Source organism: Streptomyces sp. NPDC021562, assembly GCF_040640875.1.
In the GTDB taxonomy this organism is placed as follows: Bacteria; Actinomycetota; Actinomycetes; order Streptomycetales; family Streptomycetaceae; genus Streptomyces.
This window is the reverse complement of record NZ_JBFACN010000002.1, coordinates 488,092-509,978: the sequence shown is the minus strand read 5'-3', so window position 1 is coordinate 509,978 and position 21,887 is coordinate 488,092. Positions and strand designations below refer to the sequence as shown.

General features: G+C 70.6%; 20 protein-coding genes and 1 pseudogene. 8 read left to right on the top strand and 13 right to left on the bottom strand.

Going from position 1 to position 21,887, the window contains the following annotated elements:
* Nucleotides 1-312: pseudogene (locus AB0G52_RS04750) on the bottom strand (DNA-directed RNA polymerase subunit alpha); the annotation flags it as partial.
* Nucleotides 313-431: 119 nt separating this feature from the next.
* Between AB0G52_RS04750 and AB0G52_RS04745 the strand changes: the two are divergent.
* The 3 genes from AB0G52_RS04745 to AB0G52_RS04735 all read left to right on the top strand — a co-directional run bounded on the left by AB0G52_RS04745 (nucleotide 432) and on the right by AB0G52_RS04735 (nucleotide 2,657).
* Nucleotides 432-653 carry a hypothetical protein gene (locus tag AB0G52_RS04745; protein WP_132888567.1) on the top strand — a complete coding sequence of 74 codons (222 nt, stop codon included), beginning with the start codon at nucleotides 432-434 and terminating at the stop codon, nucleotides 651-653.
* Between the two features lie 625 nt (nucleotides 654-1,278).
* A complete protein-coding gene (gene ribB, locus AB0G52_RS04740; protein WP_207921691.1) occupies nucleotides 1,279-1,938 on the top strand; it encodes a 3,4-dihydroxy-2-butanone-4-phosphate synthase in 660 nt (219 codons plus the stop codon).
* Nucleotides 1,935-2,657, top strand: a complete 723-nt coding sequence (locus AB0G52_RS04735) for an HAD family phosphatase (protein ID WP_361333658.1) — start codon at nucleotides 1,935-1,937, stop codon at nucleotides 2,655-2,657. The genes ribB and AB0G52_RS04735 overlap by 4 nt, the downstream gene beginning before the upstream one ends.
* An 8-nt stretch (nucleotides 2,658-2,665) precedes the next feature.
* Here AB0G52_RS04735 and AB0G52_RS04730 read toward each other — a convergent pair whose 3' ends face one another.
* Both AB0G52_RS04730 and AB0G52_RS04725 read right to left on the bottom strand, forming a co-directional pair.
* Nucleotides 2,666-2,791: a hypothetical protein gene (locus AB0G52_RS04730; protein WP_361333709.1), complete on the bottom strand. Its 126-nt coding sequence runs from the start codon at nucleotides 2,789-2,791 to the stop codon at nucleotides 2,666-2,668.
* A gap of 128 nt (nucleotides 2,792-2,919) precedes the next feature.
* Nucleotides 2,920-3,276, bottom strand: coding sequence for a MerR family transcriptional regulator (locus tag AB0G52_RS04725; protein WP_132888565.1), 357 nt, complete (start codon nucleotides 3,274-3,276; stop codon nucleotides 2,920-2,922).
* Between the two features lie 451 nt (nucleotides 3,277-3,727).
* On the opposite strand from AB0G52_RS04725, the gene AB0G52_RS04720 reads away from it, so the two are divergent.
* Entirely contained in the window at nucleotides 3,728-4,102 is a 375-nt protein-coding gene (locus AB0G52_RS04720; protein WP_132888564.1) for a hypothetical protein, read from the top strand.
* A 165-nt stretch (nucleotides 4,103-4,267) separates the two neighbouring features.
* Here the strand turns inward: AB0G52_RS04720 and AB0G52_RS04715 are convergent, their stop codons facing one another.
* From AB0G52_RS04715 to AB0G52_RS04700, 4 genes are all read right to left on the bottom strand, one after another.
* Nucleotides 4,268-4,573, bottom strand: a complete 306-nt coding sequence (locus tag AB0G52_RS04715) for a CBS domain-containing protein (RefSeq protein ID WP_361333706.1) — start codon at nucleotides 4,571-4,573, stop codon at nucleotides 4,268-4,270.
* A 209-nt stretch (nucleotides 4,574-4,782) separates the two neighbouring features.
* Nucleotides 4,783-4,986, bottom strand: coding sequence for a cold-shock protein (locus tag AB0G52_RS04710; protein WP_132888563.1), 204 nt, complete (start codon nucleotides 4,984-4,986; stop codon nucleotides 4,783-4,785).
* Nucleotides 4,987-5,267: 281 nt separating this feature from the next.
* The gene (locus AB0G52_RS04705; protein WP_361333654.1) at nucleotides 5,268-7,118 is read right to left on the bottom strand and encodes a sigma-70 family RNA polymerase sigma factor; all 1,851 of its coding nucleotides are present in this window, start codon (nucleotides 7,116-7,118) and stop codon (nucleotides 5,268-5,270) included.
* Nucleotides 7,119-7,293: 175 nt separating this feature from the next.
* On the bottom strand, nucleotides 7,294-9,228 hold the full coding sequence (locus tag AB0G52_RS04700; RefSeq protein WP_361333651.1) for an autotransporter: 1,935 nt from the start codon (nucleotides 9,226-9,228) through the stop codon (nucleotides 7,294-7,296).
* A gap of 511 nt (nucleotides 9,229-9,739) precedes the next feature.
* Here AB0G52_RS04700 and AB0G52_RS04695 point away from each other — a divergent pair.
* Nucleotides 9,740-10,270 (top strand): SigE family RNA polymerase sigma factor, encoded by a 531-nt coding sequence (locus AB0G52_RS04695; protein WP_132888561.1) that lies wholly within the window; start codon nucleotides 9,740-9,742, stop codon nucleotides 10,268-10,270.
* Nucleotides 10,267-11,058, top strand: coding sequence for a hypothetical protein (locus AB0G52_RS04690; protein ID WP_361333648.1), 792 nt, complete (start codon nucleotides 10,267-10,269; stop codon nucleotides 11,056-11,058). Before AB0G52_RS04695 ends, AB0G52_RS04690 begins: the two co-directional genes overlap by 4 nt.
* A 169-nt stretch (nucleotides 11,059-11,227) precedes the next feature.
* Here the strand turns inward: AB0G52_RS04690 and AB0G52_RS04685 are convergent, their stop codons facing one another.
* Together AB0G52_RS04685 and AB0G52_RS04680 are read right to left on the bottom strand one after the other, a co-directional pair.
* Nucleotides 11,228-12,949 (bottom strand): RICIN domain-containing protein, encoded by a 1,722-nt coding sequence (locus AB0G52_RS04685; RefSeq protein WP_361333645.1) that lies wholly within the window; start codon nucleotides 12,947-12,949, stop codon nucleotides 11,228-11,230.
* A gap of 481 nt (nucleotides 12,950-13,430) precedes the next feature.
* A complete protein-coding gene (locus AB0G52_RS04680; RefSeq protein ID WP_361333642.1) occupies nucleotides 13,431-13,730 on the bottom strand; it encodes an antibiotic biosynthesis monooxygenase in 300 nt (99 codons plus the stop codon).
* A 120-nt stretch (nucleotides 13,731-13,850) separates the two neighbouring features.
* Here AB0G52_RS04680 and AB0G52_RS04675 point away from each other — a divergent pair, with 120 nt between their 5' ends.
* The gene (locus AB0G52_RS04675) at nucleotides 13,851-14,534 is read left to right on the top strand and encodes a hypothetical protein (RefSeq protein ID WP_361333639.1); all 684 of its coding nucleotides are present in this window, start codon (nucleotides 13,851-13,853) and stop codon (nucleotides 14,532-14,534) included.
* 122 nt (nucleotides 14,535-14,656) lie between these two features.
* On the opposite strand, the gene AB0G52_RS04670 is transcribed toward AB0G52_RS04675, so the two are convergent.
* Both AB0G52_RS04670 and AB0G52_RS04665 read right to left on the bottom strand, forming a co-directional pair.
* Nucleotides 14,657-14,800 carry a hypothetical protein gene (locus AB0G52_RS04670; RefSeq protein ID WP_165939335.1) on the bottom strand — a complete coding sequence of 48 codons (144 nt, stop codon included), beginning with the start codon at nucleotides 14,798-14,800 and terminating at the stop codon, nucleotides 14,657-14,659.
* Nucleotides 14,801-15,144: 344 nt separating this feature from the next.
* A complete protein-coding gene (locus AB0G52_RS04665; protein WP_361333636.1) occupies nucleotides 15,145-16,713 on the bottom strand; it encodes a hypothetical protein in 1,569 nt (522 codons plus the stop codon).
* Nucleotides 16,714-16,968: 255 nt separating this feature from the next.
* Here AB0G52_RS04665 and AB0G52_RS04660 point away from each other — a divergent pair, with 255 nt between their 5' ends.
* Nucleotides 16,969-19,755 (top strand): PKD domain-containing protein, encoded by a 2,787-nt coding sequence (locus AB0G52_RS04660; protein ID WP_361333633.1) that lies wholly within the window; start codon nucleotides 16,969-16,971, stop codon nucleotides 19,753-19,755.
* Between the two features lie 385 nt (nucleotides 19,756-20,140).
* Here AB0G52_RS04660 and AB0G52_RS04655 read toward each other — a convergent pair whose 3' ends face one another.
* On the bottom strand, nucleotides 20,141-20,902 hold the full coding sequence (locus AB0G52_RS04655; protein WP_361333630.1) for a hypothetical protein: 762 nt from the start codon (nucleotides 20,900-20,902) through the stop codon (nucleotides 20,141-20,143).
* 86 nt (nucleotides 20,903-20,988) lie between these two features.
* The gene (locus AB0G52_RS04650) at nucleotides 20,989-21,621 is read right to left on the bottom strand and encodes an RNA polymerase sigma factor (protein ID WP_361333703.1); all 633 of its coding nucleotides are present in this window, start codon (nucleotides 21,619-21,621) and stop codon (nucleotides 20,989-20,991) included.
* Nucleotides 21,622-21,887 lie beyond the last annotated feature (266 nt).

Below are 21,887 nucleotides of genomic sequence, written 5' to 3'. Positions count from 1 at the left end.
CAGACCCGGACCCTGCTTGCGCAGGTACATCACGACCGGCTCGTCGTGCTCCGAGGAGACGACCAGCTGCTTGATGTTCAGGATCAGGTCGGTGATGTCCTCCTTGACGCCCGGCACGGTGGTGAACTCGTGCAGGACACCGTCGATGCGGATGCTGGTGACAGCGGCACCCGGGATGGACGACAGGAGGGTACGGCGCAGGGAGTTGCCGAGGGTGTAGCCGAAGCCCGGCTCCAGCGGCTCGATCACGAACCGGGAGCGGAACTCGTCGACGACCTCTTCGGTCAACGAGGGACGCTGAGCGATCAGCACGAGGTATTGCCTCCAAGGATGTGCGTCCGCCGTATGACTCGGCTCCTGCCTGCGTGTGTGAAGTCGACGATCGGCGAGGCAGCCATCGGCGCGGTCCGTAGGCGCATACTAGGGGCAACATGACAAAGCCTGCTGCATCGAAGCGTCATTTGCCCACCAGTCCCTTCAAGGCCCCGGCCACGCCGACTCCCAAGCACTTCGCCGTGGGTGACCAGGTCACCCACGACGTGCACGGCCTCGGCCGGGTGGTCGGCATCGAGGACGGCATCGCGGTACTCGTGAATTTCGGCTCGGAGCAAGTACGGATCCTGGACCCGTACACCAAGATGACCAAGCTGTAGGACCGCTGTCCCCGCCCCCCGAAAGCGAGCCCCCTCATCGATCTGACCTCGCTGTTCTCCGCCCTGGAAGAGCAGACCCGCTGCACCGCGCCGACCTCGTCGGCTCCGACGACGAACCCCTTCCGAGCCCCGGACTTCGGGGACGACGAAGCCTTCTGGCCCGAGGAGGAACAGAGCTCCGCCCCGGGCCCGCGCGCGGCGTAGCGGCACACGGCCCACGCCCCCCGATCGGCGGATGCCGTCGCCGCCGTTCGGCGGTGAGCCCGGCGCTCAGGACCGGCCCCGCCGGCCGACGGCCCCCGCACCGTTCCGCCGGACGGGGCACGCCGCCCGGTCCCGTGCGGACCGCCGTCCCTGCCGGGGGCGCCCTTGCCCACCGCGAGAGCGACGAGGGGGAGGACGCGGTCGCCCGAGCACGGGAGTGCCGGGGGCGGCGCATGAGAGTCAGGGAGCGTCCGGAGCGGGTCGTTCGAGGCAGCCCTGCCGCCGGGGTGCGCCGGAGCGGTCCCGGCGTTCCGGCGGTGGCCGCCGTGCTGCGCGCGCTGCCCCGTCGGCCCTCAAGTCCGGTGCCCGCGTCACCGATGGACCGAGCAGGAACGTCGAGGACGAGAAGGGGCTGGTTCCTGTGACGTCAGTTTCGGTGCCGCGGCCGCACGCAGGCCGTGACACGGTGGCGGCCGCCGTCGAAGAACTGCGGTCCGGCCGGCCCGTGATCGTGCTGGACGACGCGGACCGCGAGGGCGAGGGCGACCTGGTGATGGCCGCGCAGTTCGCCACCGCCCGGAGCCTGGGCTTCTTCGTCCGCTTCACCAGCGGCCTGATCTGCGCGCCGCTGGCACCCGAGGTCGCCGACCGGCTGGAACTGCCGCTGATGGTCCCGTCCGCTCCCGGCACCGACCCGCTCGACGCGACCGCGTACACCGTCTCCGTGGACGCGGTCGGCACCGGCTCGGGGATCTCCGCGGCGGACCGGGCCCTGACCCTGCGGACCCTGGCCGATCCCGGCACCCGGCCCGGCCGGCTGGTCCGCCCCGGGCACGTGTTCCCGCTACGGGCCCGTCCCGGCGGCACCGCCGAACGCCGCGGACACACCGAGGCCACCGTCGACCTGCTGCGGCTGGCCGGTCTCGCACCGGTCGGGGTGATCAGCGAGGTCTGCGAGGACGACGGCTCCCTCACCCGCCCCGACCGGCTGCGCGCCTTCGCCGACGCACACGGCCTCACCCTCCTCTCCGTCGAGCAGCTCGCACCCCGCCCCCGCCGCACGGACCCGACGCCGGCATGACCCCGACGCCGCGCGCGACCGTCTTCGATCTCGACGACACCCTCATCGACACGGCCGACGGATGGCCGCGCGCCTGCGCCGCCTTCACCGCCCGTCACGGCCACCGGTGGGGCCCCGCGGACACCGCCGCACTCCACGGAAACGGCGGCTGGGCGTCGTACGTCGCCGCTCTGTGCGGTGCTCCGGTCGGCGCCGCCGAAGTCGTCGAGGACTGCACCGAGGCCATGGTCCGCGACCACGGCGCCGGTCTGGTGCGGGCGCTGCCCGGAGCGATGGAACTGGTCCGCGAGGCGGAACGGTACGGCCCGATCGCCGTCGCCACCGCCAGCCCGCGCCGTTTCGTGCGGGCCGTCCTCGACGGCCTCGGCCTGACGAGCCGACTGAGCGCGGTCGTGTGCGGCGAGGACGCGGCCCGCGGCAAGCCCGCACCGGACGCCTACCTCCACGCCGCCGCCCGGCTGGGCCTCCTGCCCGCCGACTGTCTCGCCGTGGAGGACTCCCCGAACGGCATCCGCGCGGCGGCAGCCGCGGGCCTGCGGGTCCTCGCCATCCCCCGCGACAGGATGCGGCTGCCCGTCACCCTCACCCACCTGATCACCGACCAGGCGGACACCGCCTCCGCCGCCCTGCCCGTGCTGCGCCGACTCCTGAGCGCCCGGCCCGAACCGACGGGACAGCGAACACCTGCCGCCGGGTCTCCGAGGCCGCACGCCGGGTGATGCGGGAGTCAGCCCCAGGTGATCAGTCTTCTCGGGTGTTCGAGGATCGCCGCGATGTCCGCGAGGACCTTGGAGCCGAGTTCACCGTCGACTGCGCAGCCACCCGTCGAGGACCTGGTCGAAGGCTTCCGCACGCATCTCCGCGATGTGCAGGGGAAGGGTGACACGCCACTGCGAGCGGTCCGGGCTGCGGTCGTGCGCCGCGGCCGACTCCTCCAGGTGGGGTCCACTGCTCCTTGAGGCCGACCACGCGCCCGTGTGTTCAGGCGGAGCCGGTGCCGGAGCCGGCGCGGTTCGCCGATTCGCCGGCGGCACGACGGTACTCGGCGTTGATGCGCTGCGCTTCCTCGAGTTGGTCCTCCAGGATGACGATGCGACACGCGGCCTCGATCGGAGTCCCCTTGTCGACGAGCTCCCGGGCACGCGCGGCGATCCGCAACTGGTAGCGGGAGTACCGGCGGTGTCCTCCCTCCGACCGGAGCGGAGTGATCAGCCGGGCCTCACCGATCGCTCGGAGGAAGGCCGGGGTGGCGCCGAGCATCTCGGCTGCCCGGCCCATCGTGTACGCGGGGTAGTCGTCGTCGTCCAGACGATCATTCAGAGGATTGTCCGATGTCATGTCACCTCGCTGTGCAACGCGTCGAGGGGCCCTGGTGCCGTACGGCACCAGGGCCCCGAAGGGAAATTGAACACCATCTGTCGGCCCTACTGCTGTGCCGACCTTCTGTTTCCGCTACCCGGCTCCGCAGAGGGGGGTGCGGGGGGATCGCAGCTGCTTGACCGGGGACCACCATCCCTTCCGGGGTCTTGCGGTACCCGATCCGAGGGTTCCTCGGGCCGGGCGATCCTGATGGCGTCTGCTTCAGCCATCCGCCAGTTCGTGTCTGGCGGGTCTCGTCGACCTTGTCTACGAGAAGAACCATACCCACGCCAGGAACGAAAATCTACTCCTGCAAGAGAAGATTTCACTCTTCCGGCGGAGCAGGAACCCGGGGGGAGCAACTCCCCCCGGTGGGCGGAAGCCACCTGCGGGGTACCGGGCGGGGGTCGGCCGCATAAGCTCTGCTGTCATGTCGAACCCCGATGAGTTGCTCGTCGCCATCTCCGCCGCCGTGGAGTCCGAGCGAAGCAATCAGATGTCGCTGACCGTGGTCGTCGGCGGCGCCGTCATCACCGGCCGGCTGGCTCCCGAGGCCGTGTGGCGGGAGCGGGTGGCGGAGGTCCTGAAGGACTCGGACCGCCTCGGCCCGTTCTCGGACGTCTTCGCGCGCGGTCCGCGCGGGAACCGGTCCGGGCGTGGTGAGGCGCCCACGCACCTGCACTTCCATCTCGCCCGGATCCTGCAGGGCAGCCTCGGGATCCCGGAGACGGGTGGCATGTACCGGGTCGCGATCAAGGACGTCAGCGCGTGGACCGTCGGAGACCTCATCCACTTCGACCAGTGAGACACCACCGGGAGTGACGGCCGCGACCGATGGTCACGGCCGCACGGCCGCACCCGTGACGGGCTCGGACCTGCCGCAACGGGCCGTCCGGCGGATCATGCCGGGGACGCGGGGCCCCGCACGCCCGCCCGCGGCGGATCCGCAGGACAGCCCCTGACTAACGGATCAGCACGAGAGGGCGGGTGCGCCGGACGAGGGCAGCGATCCGCCGAGGACGTCCCGCAGACGGATCCGGTCCGTGTACGTGGAACTGGCGCGGAGAACGGCGAGCCGGGCCAGAGTGATCAGAGCTGTGCTCTCGTCGTCCCCGTCGCACACGGTCAGGTACTCGACCCGGGCACTCGCCATGACGGCCAGAGCCACCTCGACGGTCATGTCGTCACATACCCGGGGCCCGCGCCCTTGACCTTGCCCTTGCCCCTGGCTGTCCTGGACGTCCACGACCGCGGTCCCGGGAGCGGGGTGCGGCATGCCGGACTGCGTCCGCGTCGGCGTCAAAGGTGTCTCCTTGGAAAGGTGCCGTCGGTGGGTACGCACAATAAGGGGCGTGGAGAATCGCGAGAACGGGTCGAGAAATGGCCGGGGAATCCCCTTGGGAATCGATCCGGAATCGCGCGAGCTGGGGCCCGCACACCCAGGTGCGGGCCCCAGCTGCGAAGTACTGCGGCAGTGCCGGTGCGTCAGGCGGGAACGATGTTCTCGGCCGTCGGCCCCTTCTGGCCCTGCGCGATGTCGAACGACACCTTCTGACCTTCCAGCAGCTCACGGAAGCCCTGGCCGGCGATGTTCGAGTAGTGGGCGAAGACGTCGGAACCGCCGCCGTCCTGCTCGATGAAGCCGAAGCCCTTTTCCGCGTTGAACCACTTCACAGTCCCGGTAGCCATGCTGTTTCTCCTTCGGAGGGCGGAGTACGGGAATACACCCTGTGCGCATTCCGTGTCGCCGTGATGATCAGCCGTCGGAAAAACCTTCTGGCAACCACACCTGCAACCGAGTTCGACAGTAGCACGGGGTGATCGGCCGTGCACGGTGAAGAATTCGCTCCGCCGGGCGGTCGAGGAATACTCGCCGCACCCCGCTCCTATTTCTCAATTCACGAGAACAGATATTGCTCCACGCGCAGGCCTCGGCAGGGGCACCGCCCCGCCTGGGCGGCCGCCCGGGGTCAGGACACGACGGAGCGCTGGGGCACGGTGCTCGCGTCGGTCGGCGTGGAGCGGATGGCGTACTGCGGTACGGGGGCGTCGTCACGGCCGGTGTCGCGCACGAGTCCGTACCGTTCGCGGTCGGCGGAGCCCGGGGCCGGCGGACTGGCGATGTCGTCGGCCGTCTCCTGCCAGGAGGAGGGCAGGACGTCGAGGTTGTAGTCGGCCTGCGTCTCGTTGAGGTGGAGTGTGACGCTGCCGTCGAGGTAGTAGTACTCGTTCTGCCACATCTGCTGGGCTCCCGGCGGGAGGGTGATCAGTCCTTGCTGCCGGTTGCCCATCCAGGTGCCGTCTGCGGTCGCGCCCGGCTGACGGTCGTCCATGCGGTGGCCGCCGCCCGAGGCCACGTGGAACAGCCTTCCTCGCAGTCCGGTCCACGAGGGCATCGTCAGCAGCCCGGGGCGCAGCCCGTACATCACGTCCCAGTGGACGGTGAAGTAGCCCTTCCCGCGCAGTACCACCGTGTCCCCGCGGTGCACGAGCTGGTAGCCGTCCAGGTGTCTCTTCAGCCCCGTCATCGTCACCGAGCTCCCCGGGCGGTGGGGCAGTGCGGCGGGCCGCCGGTCCGGCGGGGGCGCGCTGTCCACGGCGTCGACCACGGACCCGTACCGCGGCCGGGGCGAGGGAGGCGGGACGGCCGAGCCCAGTGCCGGTGCCGACCGCGACGGTGATGCGGACGCGGACGCGGATGCGGATGCGGATGCGGTGAGCGAGGGCGAGGGCGGGAGTGCCGGGCCGGAAGCCGTCGGGGCGGTGGTCGGACGCGCCGCCACGGCGGCCCACGGGGCCGCGTGCACGAGCACGCCACCGCCCACGGCGAGCAGCGCACTCGCCGCCACCACGGCCTTCACGGTGAGGCTCGTCCCCGCGGCCCCCGCGGCCCCCGCGGCCCCCGCGGCCCCCGCGCCCCCTGCGGTCCCTGTCGTCCCCGCCGTCGCGGAACCCCCACTGCCCGAAGTGGCCGTGGTGCCGGCGTGGCCGACGTGGCCGGCCGCCGCCGTGTGCGATCCCGCGGACAGCCACGGGCGCCAGGCCAGCAGCGCCGCCGGCAGGGGCAGGAGGGCCAGGGGCGCCAGCAGTCCTTCCGGAGCCAGCATGCCTTCCTCGTGGCGCACGCACCGCGGGCACTGCCGCACATGGCGGCCGAGGCGTTTGCGCCACAGGCCGCTCGGGACCCCGTTCCAGTCCAGGGTCAGCCGGGTCAGTTCCCCGCAGGCGGGCCTGGCCGCGAGGGCCCGGACGACGACACGGGAGGTGTGCAGGCGCTCCTTCATGCGCTGCACCCGAACAGCGGCTTGATGACCGGTCAGGTCCAGGGCGGAGGCGAGCTCGGCCCGGGCGAGCCGGCCGGCCGTCTCCAGCCACCACAGTGACAGCAGTTCCCGGTCGTCCTCGTCGAGCCAACGGGTCGCGCGCACGGACTCCTCACGCTGCCCGGACAGCCGCAGGTCGAGGATGACCCCCTCGGTGAAGTCGGCGGCCGGATCGGGCCGGTGCTCGGCCGCGTCGAACGCCGCTCCCGTCGTCTCCCTCCTGGCGCGCCTGCGGACGTGGTCGCGGACCTCGTGCACGGTGATGGTGACCACCCAGGACCGGAACGCCTCCGGGCGCTCCAGTCCCCCGATGCCACGCAGGATGCGCATCATCGTCTCCTGGACGATGTCGTCGACGTCGTCGCGGTACGGGTACGCACGCGCCGCGACGCTGTGGACCAGCGGAAGCGTCCGGGAGCTGAGCTCTTCCAGGGCGCCGCGATCGCCGGCCCGGGCCGCGGCTATCACGTCGGCCGCGGGCGCGGCATGCCGTGGCATCGGGTCTCCCTTCGACCTGACGCGGGTACGAAGCCCCGCTCGCGCCGACCGAACCGGGTCGCGGGGGTCCTCGGGCGATCGCCGTCGGTGTCGCACACACCGTGGCAGCGATCTCATCGTAAGGGGTGCGCGCCGACGGCCCTGGGCGGGCCGGTGGGACCGTGGCGGCCGGGGATCAGCGGGCGTGACGTGGGGACGTACGCGGACGTGAGCGGACGCGCACGAAGGCGAAGACCGCGGCGACACCGGCGAGAACGACACCCGCCAGTCCTGTGACGGCCCACGGGGCACCGGCGTTGCTGCCGGTGTCCGCCATGGTGCCGGTGTCCGCCGTGGTGCCGGTGGCGGCGCCCAGGGGGGTGGCCGCTCGGCCGGTCCGGGACGGGGAGGGCGCCGGTGTCGTCGCGGCGGAGGCGGGGAGAGCGGTGAGCACGGTGTCGGCGCCGGACCGGCTGACGGAGAAGAGCGCCCCGCCGATGGCGAGACGGGCACCGGAGACCTTCGCGGTCGTCGAACCGACGGTCAGCTCAGGGGAGTCCCGGCGGAGGAGGATCCTCGCGCCGGGGACGACCCGCAGCCTGCGCAGGATCGTGTCGCGTGCCTTGCGGAGATCCAGGACGGCCGAGGAGCCGGTCAGGGCGACCGCGCTGGATCTCCGCAGCGAGGTCCCGGAGACGATCAGGCTGCCGTTGGTCACCGTGGTGAATCCGGTGTAGGCGGCGCCGGTGACGGTGGTGGCCGCGGCTCCGCTCTGCGTCACCGATCCCGCACCGGTCACCGCCGGGAGGGTGGTGGGCGTCCTGGTGTTGCGGAGCACGAGTGAACCGTTGTCGATCAGCTTGTCGAGGGCTCCGCCGGTGTGGAGGCTCCCGTCACCGCCCGCGGTCCCGGAGCCGAGACGGAGGGTCGCATGCCTGTCGACGGTGGTGGATCCGTCGTAGTACTGCGCTGCCGCGAAGGTCACGTCGTTGCCGCTGGTGCCGGCGATGACGACGTCCCCGGCGCCGGGAGCGCCGAGGGTGTCGTGATACATGCCGCCGCCGATGGGCGCGCCCAGGGTCACCGGTCCGTCGTAGTCGAAGGTGAGCCGGGAGCGCTGCCGTCTGGCGTGCAGGTTGATGTAGACGGTCTGCGCCGTGCCGGGCATGAAGATCTGGTGCGTGGTCCCGTCGCCCCACTGGACGTCGGCGCCCTCGATGTTGGTGCCGCGCTTGTTCAGTTGGTGGGCCACGGGCCGCCAGTTCAGTCCGGGGTCGCTCAGCGACGGCGCCGCCCCGTCGCCGCTGTCGCTCCAGCTGTAGACGCCGGTGAGGATCACCTTGCTGCCCGGGCGGGAGTGCACGTTGACGTCGTTGCCGTACTCGTGGCTGTAGAAGTTCTGCCGCTGTATGACCGTGTGGTCGAGCGGGGTGTCGATGATCCAGGAACCGCGGTTGACGACGGAGCGGGCGTCGGGCAGGGCGGCGGCACAGGTGGTGCTCGCGAAGTTGACGCCCGTGCCGTTGTCGAAGACGCCGGAGAACGGGTTGGTGCCGCAGATCTGGAGCGTTCCCCACATGTTCCGGGGCTGGGTGACCAGGCCGGAGCCGCTGATGACGCCCAGGTTGAACAGGCGGGTCAGCGACAGACGCAGGGTGCCGTCCACCCGGATGTTGTCCTGGTTCTGCTGGTAACCGGGCGTGTTGTACGGGAAGGACCCGATCAGGCCGGTCGCACCGCCGGTGCCGTACTGAAGGGTCGCCCCCGCGTCCACGGTGACCGCGGGCTCGTCGGGACTGCCGACCACGACGTACGGGTGGTTGCCGCCCGGGATCCGGACCCGCTGGTGCTGCCGGGAGCGCGGCAGGGTGAAGGTGCTGTCCTTGGCGAGGACCAGCGTGCCGGTGCCGGACACGCGAAGGGCTCCCTCACCGCTGATCACGCCGGTGTACGTGTGGGTTCCCGGCGGGACGCGCACGACCGCGTCGCCGGTCAGGACGACGTCGCGGTTCGCCAGGACGGCCGGGGTGATGTCGCCGTCCGCGGCGACCGCGCTGCCCGCCGCGACCACCGGTGTGACGGCTCCCGCGACGAGGGCCGACGCCAGGACGAGGTGCCAAGATCGTTTCATCGGGTCAGGGTGCTTCCTGAAGTGCGGGTGATCCTTACGGAGGTGAAGACCGGCGGCCGGCGACCGGGATCTCAAAAACCCGCAGAAGTTCTCCATGCCGCTTCGCGATGCCGCTTCATGTGCCGCTGCGTGATGCCGCTTGATGCCGTGCGGCGGTCGCCGGAAAAAGAGCGTCGGGGCGGCAACCTTTCCGTCCGCTGCGGCAACTGGGAGGCGGAAGGCCGACTCGCACCACCGGAGGGACGGGCATGAGGACGACGAAGCACGCCGCGCCGCCACCGTGGCGCAGGCGCGGACCCGTCACGGGCGTTCCCTCGGGGCTGCTGGTCGTCGCGCAGCCGACCGGCGTCCGGTTCGGCCGGCGTTGACCAGATCGCCGGTCGGCCTGCACCGCCCCGCAACCGGGTACGACCGCTGTTCGAATCCCGGGTCGGGCGCTGTTAGGCTGCGCTCCCCATTGTCAAACGCGCAACCAACGCGCACATCATTGCCAGGAGAGGGCGACCGGGGGATGGTCCTCGATGACGCGTCCGCGGAGTTCCACGAGTTCTTCGAACGCCACTATGCCGAACTCGCCCGTCTGGCACACCTCCTGACCGGGGAGACCGACGCGGCGGACGACCTCGCGGCGGATGCCCTGGTCGCCCTGTGGCAGCGCTGGGACCGGTTGCGGCAGGCCGACCACCCGCTCGCCTACGCCCGCGGTGTGGTGGCCAACCTGGCGCGGGGACGGATCCGCAGCGCGGTGCGGGAGCGACGCCGGATCACGTTGTTCTGGTCCCGCAGCCCCGAGAAGGTGGAGGGCCCGGACGCGGCGGCCGTGCTGGACGTCCGCGCGGCGCTCGCCCGGCTGCCGTTCCGCAAGCGCGCCTGCGTGGTGCTGCGGCACGCCTTTGACCTGTCGGAGAAGGACACGGCCGTGGCCCTGGGCATCTCGGTCGGCACGGTGAAGAGCCAGACCTCCAAGGGGATGGCCGAGCTGGAAAGGATACTGGGCGCACGAGCGGCCGGGGACCTGGTGCCAGGGAGGAGGAACCGGTGAACGAGGAGATCGACCGCCAGCTGCGCGAGGCCGCCGAGGCCCACCGGCCCGACCGCGCGAGGATGCTGGCCCGGGTGCAACGCGGCATGGCCGGTCCCGCCGTCCGGCACCGCGCGCGGCCGTTCGCGAGGTCCGGGACCAGGGTCGCGCTCGCCGGGCTCGCCGCCGCGGGCATCCTGGCGACCGGCGGCCTGGCCGTCGCCGCCATCGTCGCGACCCCGTCGCCCACGCCGTCGTCCACCGTGACCACCTCTGCCACCCCGTCCCCGACCGGCAGCTCCCCGCACCCGACACCGGCCCGCCCCACCCCCGTCGCGCCGCACCCGGCCACCACTCCGGGCAGCGCGCGCCCGACTCCGTCGACCACCAGTCCGTCGCCGACCGCCGACGAGACCAAGAACGGACCGTTGTCGTCGGCCGGCACGGTGGACCCGCGCAGCAACGCCTACTGGACGCAGAGCGACCTCATCCTCAAGACGGCCCAGCCGCTCACCTCGCTCACGATCGAGATCCGGATCGCGCAGACCGGCGGGGTGAACAACACCGGCACCTGGCAGACCCTGCCGAGCACCGACTTCACCGTCACCACTCAGGAAGCCGACGGCACGCTGGTCTACCGCTGGGTCCTCAAGCCGGGCCTGACCGTGCCGGCCGGGAACCATGAGTTCGCCGCGCAGTTCAACAACGGCACCAGTGTCCGCGGCGCCGCGGGCGACGGCTACCGCGTCGACGCGCGGGGTTCGGGGGGCTCCGCGTCGGTCCGGGGAGGGTTCGTCCCGACGCGGTGAACGGCAGCGGGAAGCCGTGGAAGCGGGTGGGGGACGCTGGCAGCGGCCGGGCGTGCTCACCCTGACCTGCATCCCCACCCTGACCTGCGGGCTCACCCTGAAGCGCTGACCCGCCTGATACGCAATGCGCCCCCATCGAAGAGATGGGGGCGCATTGCGTCGGCGTCGCCTACTTGAGGGCTGTGCCGCCCGAGTTGTGGTACGCGATCGTCTTGTTGATCAGGTTTCCGCCGTCGGTTTCGACCGAGGTCTGTTCCTGCTGCCCTGGACCGAAGAGCAGGCCGGCGACATGGGCGTTCGCGACCTGGTCCATGTGGCTGAAGAACCAGTCCACCTTGTCGTCCTTGTAATGGTTGAGGGTGTTGTTCTGCGCCATGTTGCCCACGGGGATCTGCCACAGGACCACCGGCTTGCCCACGGACTCGGCCATCGTCTTGTAGAACTGCAGCGCGGCGGCGGCCTTCTGGTCGGTCCAGAAGTGGTCACTGCCGCCGTGGGCCGGCTGTGCGTACCAGCCCGCGTCGCGGTCCGACACGTCGCTGACCAGGAAGTCGGCGTTCTTCGCACCGAGGTTCGCGTAGTCCGTGACGCATTTCTGGATGTTGCTCTCCCAGTCGAAGCAGGAGAGGTGCAGCCCCACAGCGGTGTTCGGCGCGTACTTGTGCGCCATCGAGATCAGGCACTGGGCCAGGCCGGTGGCGCTGTTCTCCTGCGACCCGCAGTCCGTCGGGTTCGAGGCCGTGACCTGTGCGGCGACCTGGTGCGGATTGCCGAGCGACCGGACGTAGCCCCAGAAGTCGGGTTCGAGGTCGATCGCGTCGTGCGACGTGCCGATCTTCTGGAGGAAGAAGCGGTAGTCATTCAGGTACCGGGTGAGCAGGTCGGTCCTGTTGATGGCCTTGACCTCGCCCGGACCGTCGCCCTGGCCTGCCGCATCCCCGAGGTCGCGCAGCGAGTACCAGGTCCAGAGCATCTTCTGCGGACGCGCGCTGCCCTTGTACGTCGCCTGGGCCACCACGCTGTCCCGCCAGGTCACGTACGTGCCGGGCGCCGTGGTGCTGCCGTTCCAGCAGCCCCACCAGCCCGACCACCCGTCGTGGCACTTCGCTGCCGTGTAGTAGTCCGACGAGGGCGCGGGCTGGCTGTGCACATAGGCGTACCGCATGTCGAACGGCGCGGCGCCCGCCGAGTCGTCGGACATCGAGCCGCCGATGAGCACCTTGCTGCTGCCCATGAAACGGGTCGTCGAACCACTGCCGCCGGTCGTGGCGGACGGCGTCGCCGACGGTTGCGAGCTGCTCGAAGCCTGGCCGGTGGGCACGCTGCTGCTCGACGCGGTGGGCGTACCGGAGCTGCCGACGCTGCCGGCCGGGACGAGTTTCCACTGCTGGTCGGCACCGCCCCGGTCGCGGTTCTGGACGACACCGCCGCCGTTGGCCTTGGCGGCGTTGCGGACGTCGACGGCCATGCCACTGAAGCGGTTGACCAGACGCACGTAGCCGTCCGGCGACTTCGCCAGTTTGAACTGCTGGTTGGCGCCGTTCAGGTCTTTCCACTGCACGAGGGCGGAGCCGGCCGTCTTCGACCAGCCGAGGTCGTCCAGCACCTTGCCGGAGTTCCGGTTCTGCAGCCGGTAGTACCCGTCACCCGCGTCGATGAACCGCCACTGCTGGTTGGCGCCGCCATGACGGCTCCACTGCACCACCGCCGCGCCGTCGTTCTTGGCGGAGGCGCGGTCGTCCAGCACCTTGCCGCTGTTGCGGTTGACGAGCACGTACCACTTCTTCAGATCCAGGGTCTTCGGCTGCGCCGAAGCCTGGCTGACCACGACAGCCGAGCCGGCCACGACCACCGTGACGAGGCCCGCCCACAACCCCCGACGCTCGAGCAACCGACGGCCACGATGCCTGGGACGACCACCGCGAGCGTGACCGTCGGCGCGGGACGCGACCGACGCGGGGGGTGGGCTGGAGACATGTCTGGGCTGTCGTTCACGGGGCATGCCTGTGCTCTCTTTCAACCGTGGCATCTGACCGGACCACTTGGCCGGACAACGCTCAGTGGTCCGCGGGGCCGAAAAGGTTGCCGCGAAGAGCCAAAGAATTTTCCTGCGCCCGGAGACGGGGTCAAGCACCGCGTACAGGCGGGTTCACACGGTGCGTCGGACACAGGCCAAGGGCCCCCGCATGGGGCACCTGCCCGGACGGCGCTGGTCGAACAACTGCGGTCCCAACAACCGCGTCAGGCGGCGGGCGCCAGACGACAGCGGGGACGGCGCCCGTTCACAGGGCTCCATGAACGGCGGGCAACGGCCCCTGCGCCTGGGGCGATCGTCCACTCAGGTCCAGCGCCTACCGCTGCCCTGACAACGCCTAAAGCCCCAGCCCGCCCATAACAGACAATCCCTGCCTGGTGAACTCTCCCGTCAGCATCGGCATCGCCTTGCCGATGGCGGCCTTCGTCTCCGGCAGCTCCAGCGAAGCATCGTGATGTTGCTTGCTCTCCCAGACCTCGGTCACCCAGATCGTCACGTCATCGTCGTCGGACACGCTGACAACGTAGAGGTGGCATCCCGCCTCGCGGAGACCGTCCACACCACTCAGCAAGATCGAGACGACGTCGTCACGGGAACCGGGCCGGGTTTTCATCGAGGCGATGCAGCCGTAGGTCATCGTGACTCCCTCTCCTGGGGTGGGCCGTCGCGCCCGGACCAGGACCCTGCCATCGACGGCCTGGAGACACAAGGTCAACACATGCCCGGATGCGTTGAACCGAGTAGGACGGAGCACTCGATGACATGGGACGAGACGGGCCTGTCGGGTCTGCAGGCGCAGCTGGCGCACGAGATGCTGAGCCGTGTCACAGCCTTCGCATTCGGACCGGACGTCCGGCTCGCCCGAGGTGTGATGACCTCCCCGGACCGACCCGACGCCGGACGCGTCGTCCTCTGGGACGGGCGGCGTCTCGACAGCTCCGTCGCCTTCGACGTACCGCTGACGGACACACAGGGCGGAAACATCCCCGCGGGGGACATCGCGGCCGCGCTGCGCGGCGTGGCGGCCGACTGGCCGGAACGAGAGACCGAGAAGGCACCGCGCGACGCCTTCGGGATCCCCGTGATCGACGCATCCGCCCTCGTGCACGCCTTCGTCGCCGAGCCGCGATTCAAGGTCCCGGACGCACTGCGCGCCGCAGCGGCCGCGTTCTCCCTTTCTCCAGAGCCGGAGAACCCCCCAGAACTGCGCCTACGCGGCTTCCTCCTCCTGGACCGGACAAGGTGCCGCCTCTACCTGGACACGCCCGAGTCACAGAACGCACCGCCGTTCGGCATCGACCTCCCCCTACAGGGCGTGACAGCGGTGCACGCCGCGCTCCCGGTCCTCCTGCTGGGCGAGCTGGAACGTATGCGCAAGGACGTCCATGACCCCTACTGCCATACCGTCTACGACTTGGTGGACTGGCTCTCCGACAGCTGACCGCACAGCGCCCGGAACCGCCTCGCGAGCACCGCCACGGGGTGGTTTCCTGATGGGCCCGTCCGCCCCGGGACACGGCTTCTCCCTATGGCATCGAGACGCTCCGGCGACCAGACCCCAGGTCAGCGCTTCTTGGTCTTCTTCCGCTGCGGCGGAGTCCACTCGCCTCGGTGCAACTGGCAGCGGGAGTAGCCGATCATCGCCGGATTCTGGCACCGTTTGCCGGTCTTGGTCTGGGTCGACCCACACTTGACCTGCTTGCCCATGCGTCCTCCCCGGTCCGGTCTGTGCGTTCCGTAGCGGACTCATCGTCACCGGACCGAGGCGCTCGACGCCTCGTTCGCCACCCAGTTCGGCCGATTCAATCCGCTTCATGCCCGAATCATGACAATTCCGCGTCCAGGTCGGTGGCCCTGCGGCGCGTCCGCGTCACGCCGCCGACGGCTCCTACTCCAGAGCGGGATACAGGACGGAACTACGAGCCCCCACCCGGCCCGCCTGAGCACAGCACAGGGCACGACACTCCACATTGGACGGGACAACGAAAAACCCCAGGCCGCTGACCTGGGGTTTCACGATAGAGCGGACGACGAGAAGGGAACCCGCGCTCTCAGCCTATGGCGTACGCCCGGTACACCGTCTCCACCGAGCTGTCTCCGGCGGAGTCCGTCACCTCGGAGCGCAGGGCGACGGCGCCCGACGCCGGGTTGTGGACGGTCGCCTGCCAGGTCGAGCCGGAGTGCTTGACGGTCGCCGCCTTCCAGGTCTTGCCGCCGTCGGCGGACGACCAGACGCGGACGGACTTGGCGGTCACCTTGGTGAGCTTGGTGTCGGGGCCCTGGGAGGGCCGCCCGGCGCTCACGTCGACCGTCGTGGTGGTGTTCGGCGCTGCCTGGTTGTGGCTGTTCAGCCCGGTGGGCAGAAAGCGGGTCAGAAAGACGGGAGCGACCATCGCCTTGGCCGGGTCGGACACCTTGAAGTGCCAGTCGAGGGTCGCCCGCGGCGACAGCATGCCGGCCGGGAAGGTGATGCCCGGGCGGTAGCGGTGGGCGTCGACGGTCAGGCGGTACCAGCCGGCCGAGCGGACAGGGGCGTCGAACTCGGCGGGCCCGACGCGCCAGTCGGTCAGCGTCTGCTTCTTGACGGTGGTGCTGCCCTTGGACAGGGCCACCGTCTCCTTCGTGACGTCCCCCCAGTCGCCGCCGATGTCGAGGTCGCCGATCATGGTGTCCGGAGAGAAGGTGACGGACTTCTGCCCGAGCAGCGGCAGGTTGCGCATGGGGCCCCATACGGCCCGGCCGAAGGACTGGGTGAAGCTCTGCCCCGCCTTCAGGGTCCTGAGTTTCGGAAAGCCGCCGCTGACGTCGTCGCCGTTGCTGCCGAAGATGTCGTCGCGCGGCTGCCAGGTTCCCGGGGTCAGATGGACGGTGGCGCTGTACGGGGCGTCGTCGTCGCGCACCTGGGCCATCAGGTCGGTCGTGCAGTCATCGGTCTTCGGCGCGGCCTGGAGGGCGGTGTCGACCTGGGTGCCCATCTGCGTTCCGGCGCGCACCGAGAAGCGCATCGTGGCAAGCCCCGACCGCTTGAACGAGCCGCCGGGCGCCGCCGGGATGCCCGTGGTCTTCTTCACGACGACATAGCTGTCCTTGCCGGACCACTGCGCGAGGTACCCGAACTGCAGCAGCTTGGAGGAGTTCGGGATGGCGTAGAGGGCTCCCCCGTCGTTCCAGCCACCCGCGCTGTAGGCGGAGGGCATGCCCATATTGGCGGCACACACCTGTGCGCTGATTCGTGGCGGCCCGGTCACGTCGGCAGGCGTGTCGAGTGACACCTTGACAGGCTTGCCCTTGCGCGCGTCGAGCGTCACCGACTTGCTGCCCGACACCGTCACGACCTGCGCGCCGATGGTGTCGGTGCCCAGACCGTCGGTGGTGCTCTCGTAAATGTCGGTCATCGCCAGATAGCGCCCCGCCGGCAGGCTGATCCGCTTGCCTGACTTGACTGTGTACGTCTGACCGGACGACACGGCGACGACGGTGACGGTCGTCGAGACCTTGGCACCGTGCCGCCCCAGCGTGGTGACCGTCAGCGAACCCGACGCCGCCTGCGCGGAGGCGGCCGAAGCGAGCAGCGGTACCAGCGCGGCCACCCCTACGAAAGCCAGCGATCTTCGTGACACTGTCAACAACTCCCCCTCAGAACAACAATTTTGGCCATCATAGGTTCGCCTCGTCATCCGGGTATCAGGGCCCGGAGAGGCCAAGATCGAGTAAAGGAAGACCGCTCAACTGTTCGCCTTCCCGGAGCTGATCTAGTCTCACAGTTCAGCTCCAGCGGACAGCTGACTGGATGTAACAGGCTGTGCGCGACGGCGATCATGCGCCCTCACCGGCCAGGGGGAGGAGCGCACCCGATGGGCCGCGGACGACCACTCGTGACACCCGCCGTTCTAGCGGTCCTGCTCAGCGGCCTCGGCGCCGGCACTGCTCACGCGGATACCGGTACCGCGCTGTACGTCGACAACCTCGCCGCCAACTGCAGTGACACCGGCCCCGGTTCGAAGGAAGAACCCTTCTGCCAGATCCAGCCGGCCGCGCAGGCCGCGACTGCGGGCGACATCGTTCACATCGCGGGCAACAACACCGTTTACGCCCCGGTGACCATATCGAGCAAGGGCACGGCAGACGCGCCCGTCAGATTCTTCGCCGCAGCCGGCAACGGAACAGCCGTGACTGTGGCAGGCGGGCAGACGAGGGGGATCACCTTCTCCGGCGCCCAGTATGTCGACATGGCCGGTATCCACGCCTCGGCGAGCGGAACCACCGCCCTGGCCTTCGCGGACTCACAGCACATCACCTACCGCCTCGCCACCATCGGAACGGGCCTCCACACGGCGGCGACCGTCCCGGCGATCACGGTCGACGGTTCTTCCTCCGGTGTCGCGCTCACCCGGGACCTGGTCACCCTGTCGGGCGGGCCGGTCTTCGCCAGCGCAGCCGGAGCACAGGACGTCACGCTCTCCGACGACCGCTTCGCCGGGACCGTCCATGGCGGCGTCACGGCCGTGGGCACCACCGGCATCCACCTCGCCGGCGACACCATCTCGACGGTGTGCGGGAACGCGATCAGCCTGACCGGCGGCAGCTCCGGGTCGGTCGAGAACACCGTCGTGACGCCCGACACGAACACCACCTGCTCCGACACCGGCACACCGGCCGAGATCACGGTGGACGCCACCTCCGCCGCACAGGTCACCGAGGACTACAACGCGGTCAACCCGCTGTCGACCGGCACCGACTACGACTGGGCCGGCACCGCCTACGCCACCAGCCAGGCCCTTCGGAACGGCACCGGGCAGGGCGCCCACGACCTGGACCAGACGGACCTGACCATCCCCGTGACGGAGTGGCTGACGGAGCACTCCCCGCTCATCGACTCGGGCGACGCCAACGCACCCGGAGAACTCTCGACGGACTTCTACGGCAAACCCAGGGTCAACGACCCTCTGGTCGCGGACACCGGCACGGGTGACAGCTCGTACGACCGGGGCGCCATGGAGTTCCAGGACCCGTTCAAAGTGAGCGGAATCGCCATGTCACCGAGCCACACCGCCTACGTCGGGGTGCCGACCACCTTCACCACCAGGGTGAGCAACCCGTGGTCGGACTCGCTGGACGGCGTGAGTTACGCGTTCGACTTCGGCGACGGCACCACGGCCACGTCGTCCACCGGCTCCGCGACACACACTTACCCGCAGGACTCCGGGAGCGGCTACCTCCAGGCCGCGGTGGACGTGGACAGAGCCGACGGCACCCGGATCGGCACCGGCGGGTTCATCACGTTCGCGGTCACCCAGCCGCCCGGGCCCGACGCGGGCCTCTCCTGCGGCCAGGACCCGTCCGAACCCCGCACCGCGAGCTGCGCGTTCACCGCGACCGGCTACTACCAGACGACCAGCGACCGGATCACTTTCGGCGACGGCTCGGCGGCTGTCACGGTCACCGGCTCCAGCGGCTCCACGGCTCACACCTACGCCACCGCCGGCACGTACACCGTCACGCAGCACATCACGGACTCCGACGGGCGCACCGCCACGGCCACCACCACGGCGACGGTCGGCCCCTCCTACGTGGTCACCAGCCCGAAGCGCATCCTGGACACCCGCCACGGCACGGGCGCGCCCCAGCGACCGGTCGGTCCCGGCGGTGTGGTGCGCCTGAAGGTCCTCGGCGTGGTCGGCATCCCGACCTCCGGGGTGACCGCGGTGACCATGAACGTCACCGACGCCGACGCCACCGCGAGCAGCTACGTCACGGTGTACCCGGACGGCACCGGTCGCCCGACCGCCTCCAACCTGAACTTCACCGCCGGTCGAGTCAACCCCAACCTGGTCACGGTCCGGGTCGGCAGCGACGGCTACGTCGACCTCTACAACGCTCACGGCGACGTCGACCTCATCGCCGACGTGGAGGGGTACTTCACGAGCGTGCCCAGGACCGGCGTACACCTGAGCGGCCTGTCACCCCTCACCGCACCCCGGCGGATCCTGGACACACGCTACGGCCCCGGCACGATCGGCAAGGTGGCACCGGGCAGCACCACGACCGTCACCCTGCCCCCCGCGGGATCATCCGCGGTGGCCGCCGTCCTCGACGTCACCGCGGCGGGAGGCACCAGCAGCGGCGTGGTCACCGTCTTCTGCGGAAGTCGCCCGAGCACGTCGAACCTGAACTACCGCGCCGGGCAGACCGTCTCCAACCTGGTGGTCACACCTGTCTGCAGCGGCAAGATCGAGATCTACAACAGCGGCGGGCACGTCAACCTGATCGCGGATCTCCAGAGCCTGTACACCACGGGCGGGGGCCCGTTCGTACCGACCAGTCCCACCCGCTTCCTCGACACACGCAACGGCACGGGTGCCCCTGCCGGGCCGGTGGGCGCGGACGGCACTCTCACTGTGAAGGTCGCCGGTGTCGACGGCATCCCGGCCGACGCCAGCGCCGTGCTGGTCAACCTCACGGGTGTCGCGCCGACCACTGCCACGTACCTGACAGCCTACGGCGACGGCAGCCTGCCGAGTGTCTACAACGACAGCCTGACCGCCGGAGAGACCCGCCCGATCCTGGCCGTGCTGCCGGTCGGCACGGACGGCTGCATCCGCATCAACAACGCTCAGGGAGCGGTCAACGTCGTCGCCGACTTGGAGGGATACTCCGGCTGACCGGCTCCGGTCCCAGGTCCTCAGCGAGCTCAAGCACCTCGTCTTTGCCACCACCGGAGCCCCTGGCGCCGTCCTGATCGAGCGTCTTGAGGACGGCACCGTCCCCGTCCCCGAGGGGATGCTTTCGACCTGAGGTCGTCCGGTTCAGCGGCGACCCGGCGAGAGCGGGTTCGCACGCTGTTGACCGTGGCTGGCCACCCTTCCGGGCATGCCAGGGGCACGGCGCCGGGCGGAGACGGGAACGCGTCCGCGTTGCCGCTTCCACGCGCCGGGTGCCTGGGCGCCTGCGGCTCCCGAACGGTGGGCCGCCGATGCGCGTCCGACCGGGTGACGCCACTGTGACGTGCGCTCTCGGCTCGGGAGAGCCTCTTCTCCGTCTCGGCGGCTACTTGTTCTTGCCGTTGCCCTGCCCGCCGTTCGCCCGGCCGTTGCCGGCAGCGGCGGTGGCGCCTGCTGTGGCGGCGGAGTTCCCGGCACTCCTGCCGGACTTGCCCGAACCGGTCGAGCGGCTCGGCTTGGCCGTCGCGGCTGCCAGCCGTTCGGCGCAGTAGGCGGCCACCTTGTCCGTACCGCCGGCTGCCGCGATCAGCCGTTGCCAGGCCGTCGCGTCGAGCGCCTTGCCATGGCCCTGGACCTGGTCGTAGGCGCGGCAGTGGGCTTCGGTGTCCTGGGCGGTGGCGGGCCGGTCCGTCGGCCGAGCCTTGCCGGAGGACGGTACCGAGGCCGCACCGCCCGGCCGGTTCGGGGCGGTCGCCGAGGGGCTCGGCGTTACCCGGCGGTGTCCGGCGCCCTCGGTGGGGGAGCCGACGGAACCGATGGCCGCGACCGCCACACCGCCCAAGGCGAGGCTGGCGAAGACCACGCCGAACGTCAGCCTGACCGGGCGCCGCACCCGCCGCTCGGCTGCCGGCCGCCAGTCGTCCCGCCGCCTGGTACGCGCGCGATACGCGCCCGCCGCGTGGGCGGCCCGGAACGCGGCCACGGCCTGCCGCTCGCCCCGGGGCCCGCGATCGTCCGCACGGAGGGCTGCGGCCAGTGCCGCCTCCAGCGCCGTGTCGTCACCCGCATCCCGAGGATCCGACAGGGTGCCGCCGGGCCGCCCACGTCGACGGCCCCCCACCCCGTCGCCGCTCAGCCGTTCACCCATGTCCGTTTCCGTTCCTGTCCGACCGCTTCGATTCGTCCCCTGTGCCGGCTCCGAAGCCTGCTTGCCGATCCTGTCGCGGTTGTCGTTCATGTCGACTCCCCCAGCGCGCGGGAAGCCACATCCGTCACACTCTCCTCCGCCTCACCACCGATCCCGAGCTGACGGGCAAGGCTTTTCAGGCCCCGGTGGGCTGCCGTGCGCACCGCGCCCGGCCGCTTGCCGAGGACGCGCGCGGCGGACGGGCCGTCCAGACCGACCACGACCCGCAGCAGCACGGCCTCGCACTGGTCCCGCGGCAGCCCGCGGATCAACTCCATGGCCCACTCGGTGGACAGGGACTCAAGGGCCTGCTCATGCGTGTTGTGCTGGCCGGCCAGATCCAGTACGTCCTGGTCGGTGCCGCCGGCCTGGGGCCGCACCCGCCGCCGACGCAGGTGATCCAGTGCCCGGTGCCGGGCGATGGTGGCGGTCCAGCCGCGAAATCCCGCGCCGTCCCCTTTGAACCGCCCGAGGTCGCGGGCTATCTCCAGCCAGGCGTCGGACGCCACGTCCTCCGCGTCGTCGCCGACGACACCCCGCAGGTAGCCCAGAAGGCCCGGCTGCACGATCCGGTAGAGGAACGCGAAGGCGCCCTCGTCGCCGTCCTGGGCGCGCACGACCGCCGCGCCCAGCTCCCCGTCGTACTCCTGTACGCGTCGGGTTTGCCGCCCCTGGCCCAAGATTGCCCTCGTTCGCACGGATCACAACCGTTTTCCCACTGTCCGCCGCGCTCCGGTCGCGCCGACGGCCCCACGACCATCAGCGCGCGCTCTCACAGAAACGTCACAACGCTCGGAAGCACTGTCCGATATCACCCGTCTCCCAGCGCTCAGCCGGGTGGGTTCGGCAGACGCCGCCGCGACGCGGGGGACCGGTGCCGTCCGCACCGGCAGCAGTGACCCTCACCGGTGACGGCGCCGCAGCCACGCCCCCGGCACCGTGGGGA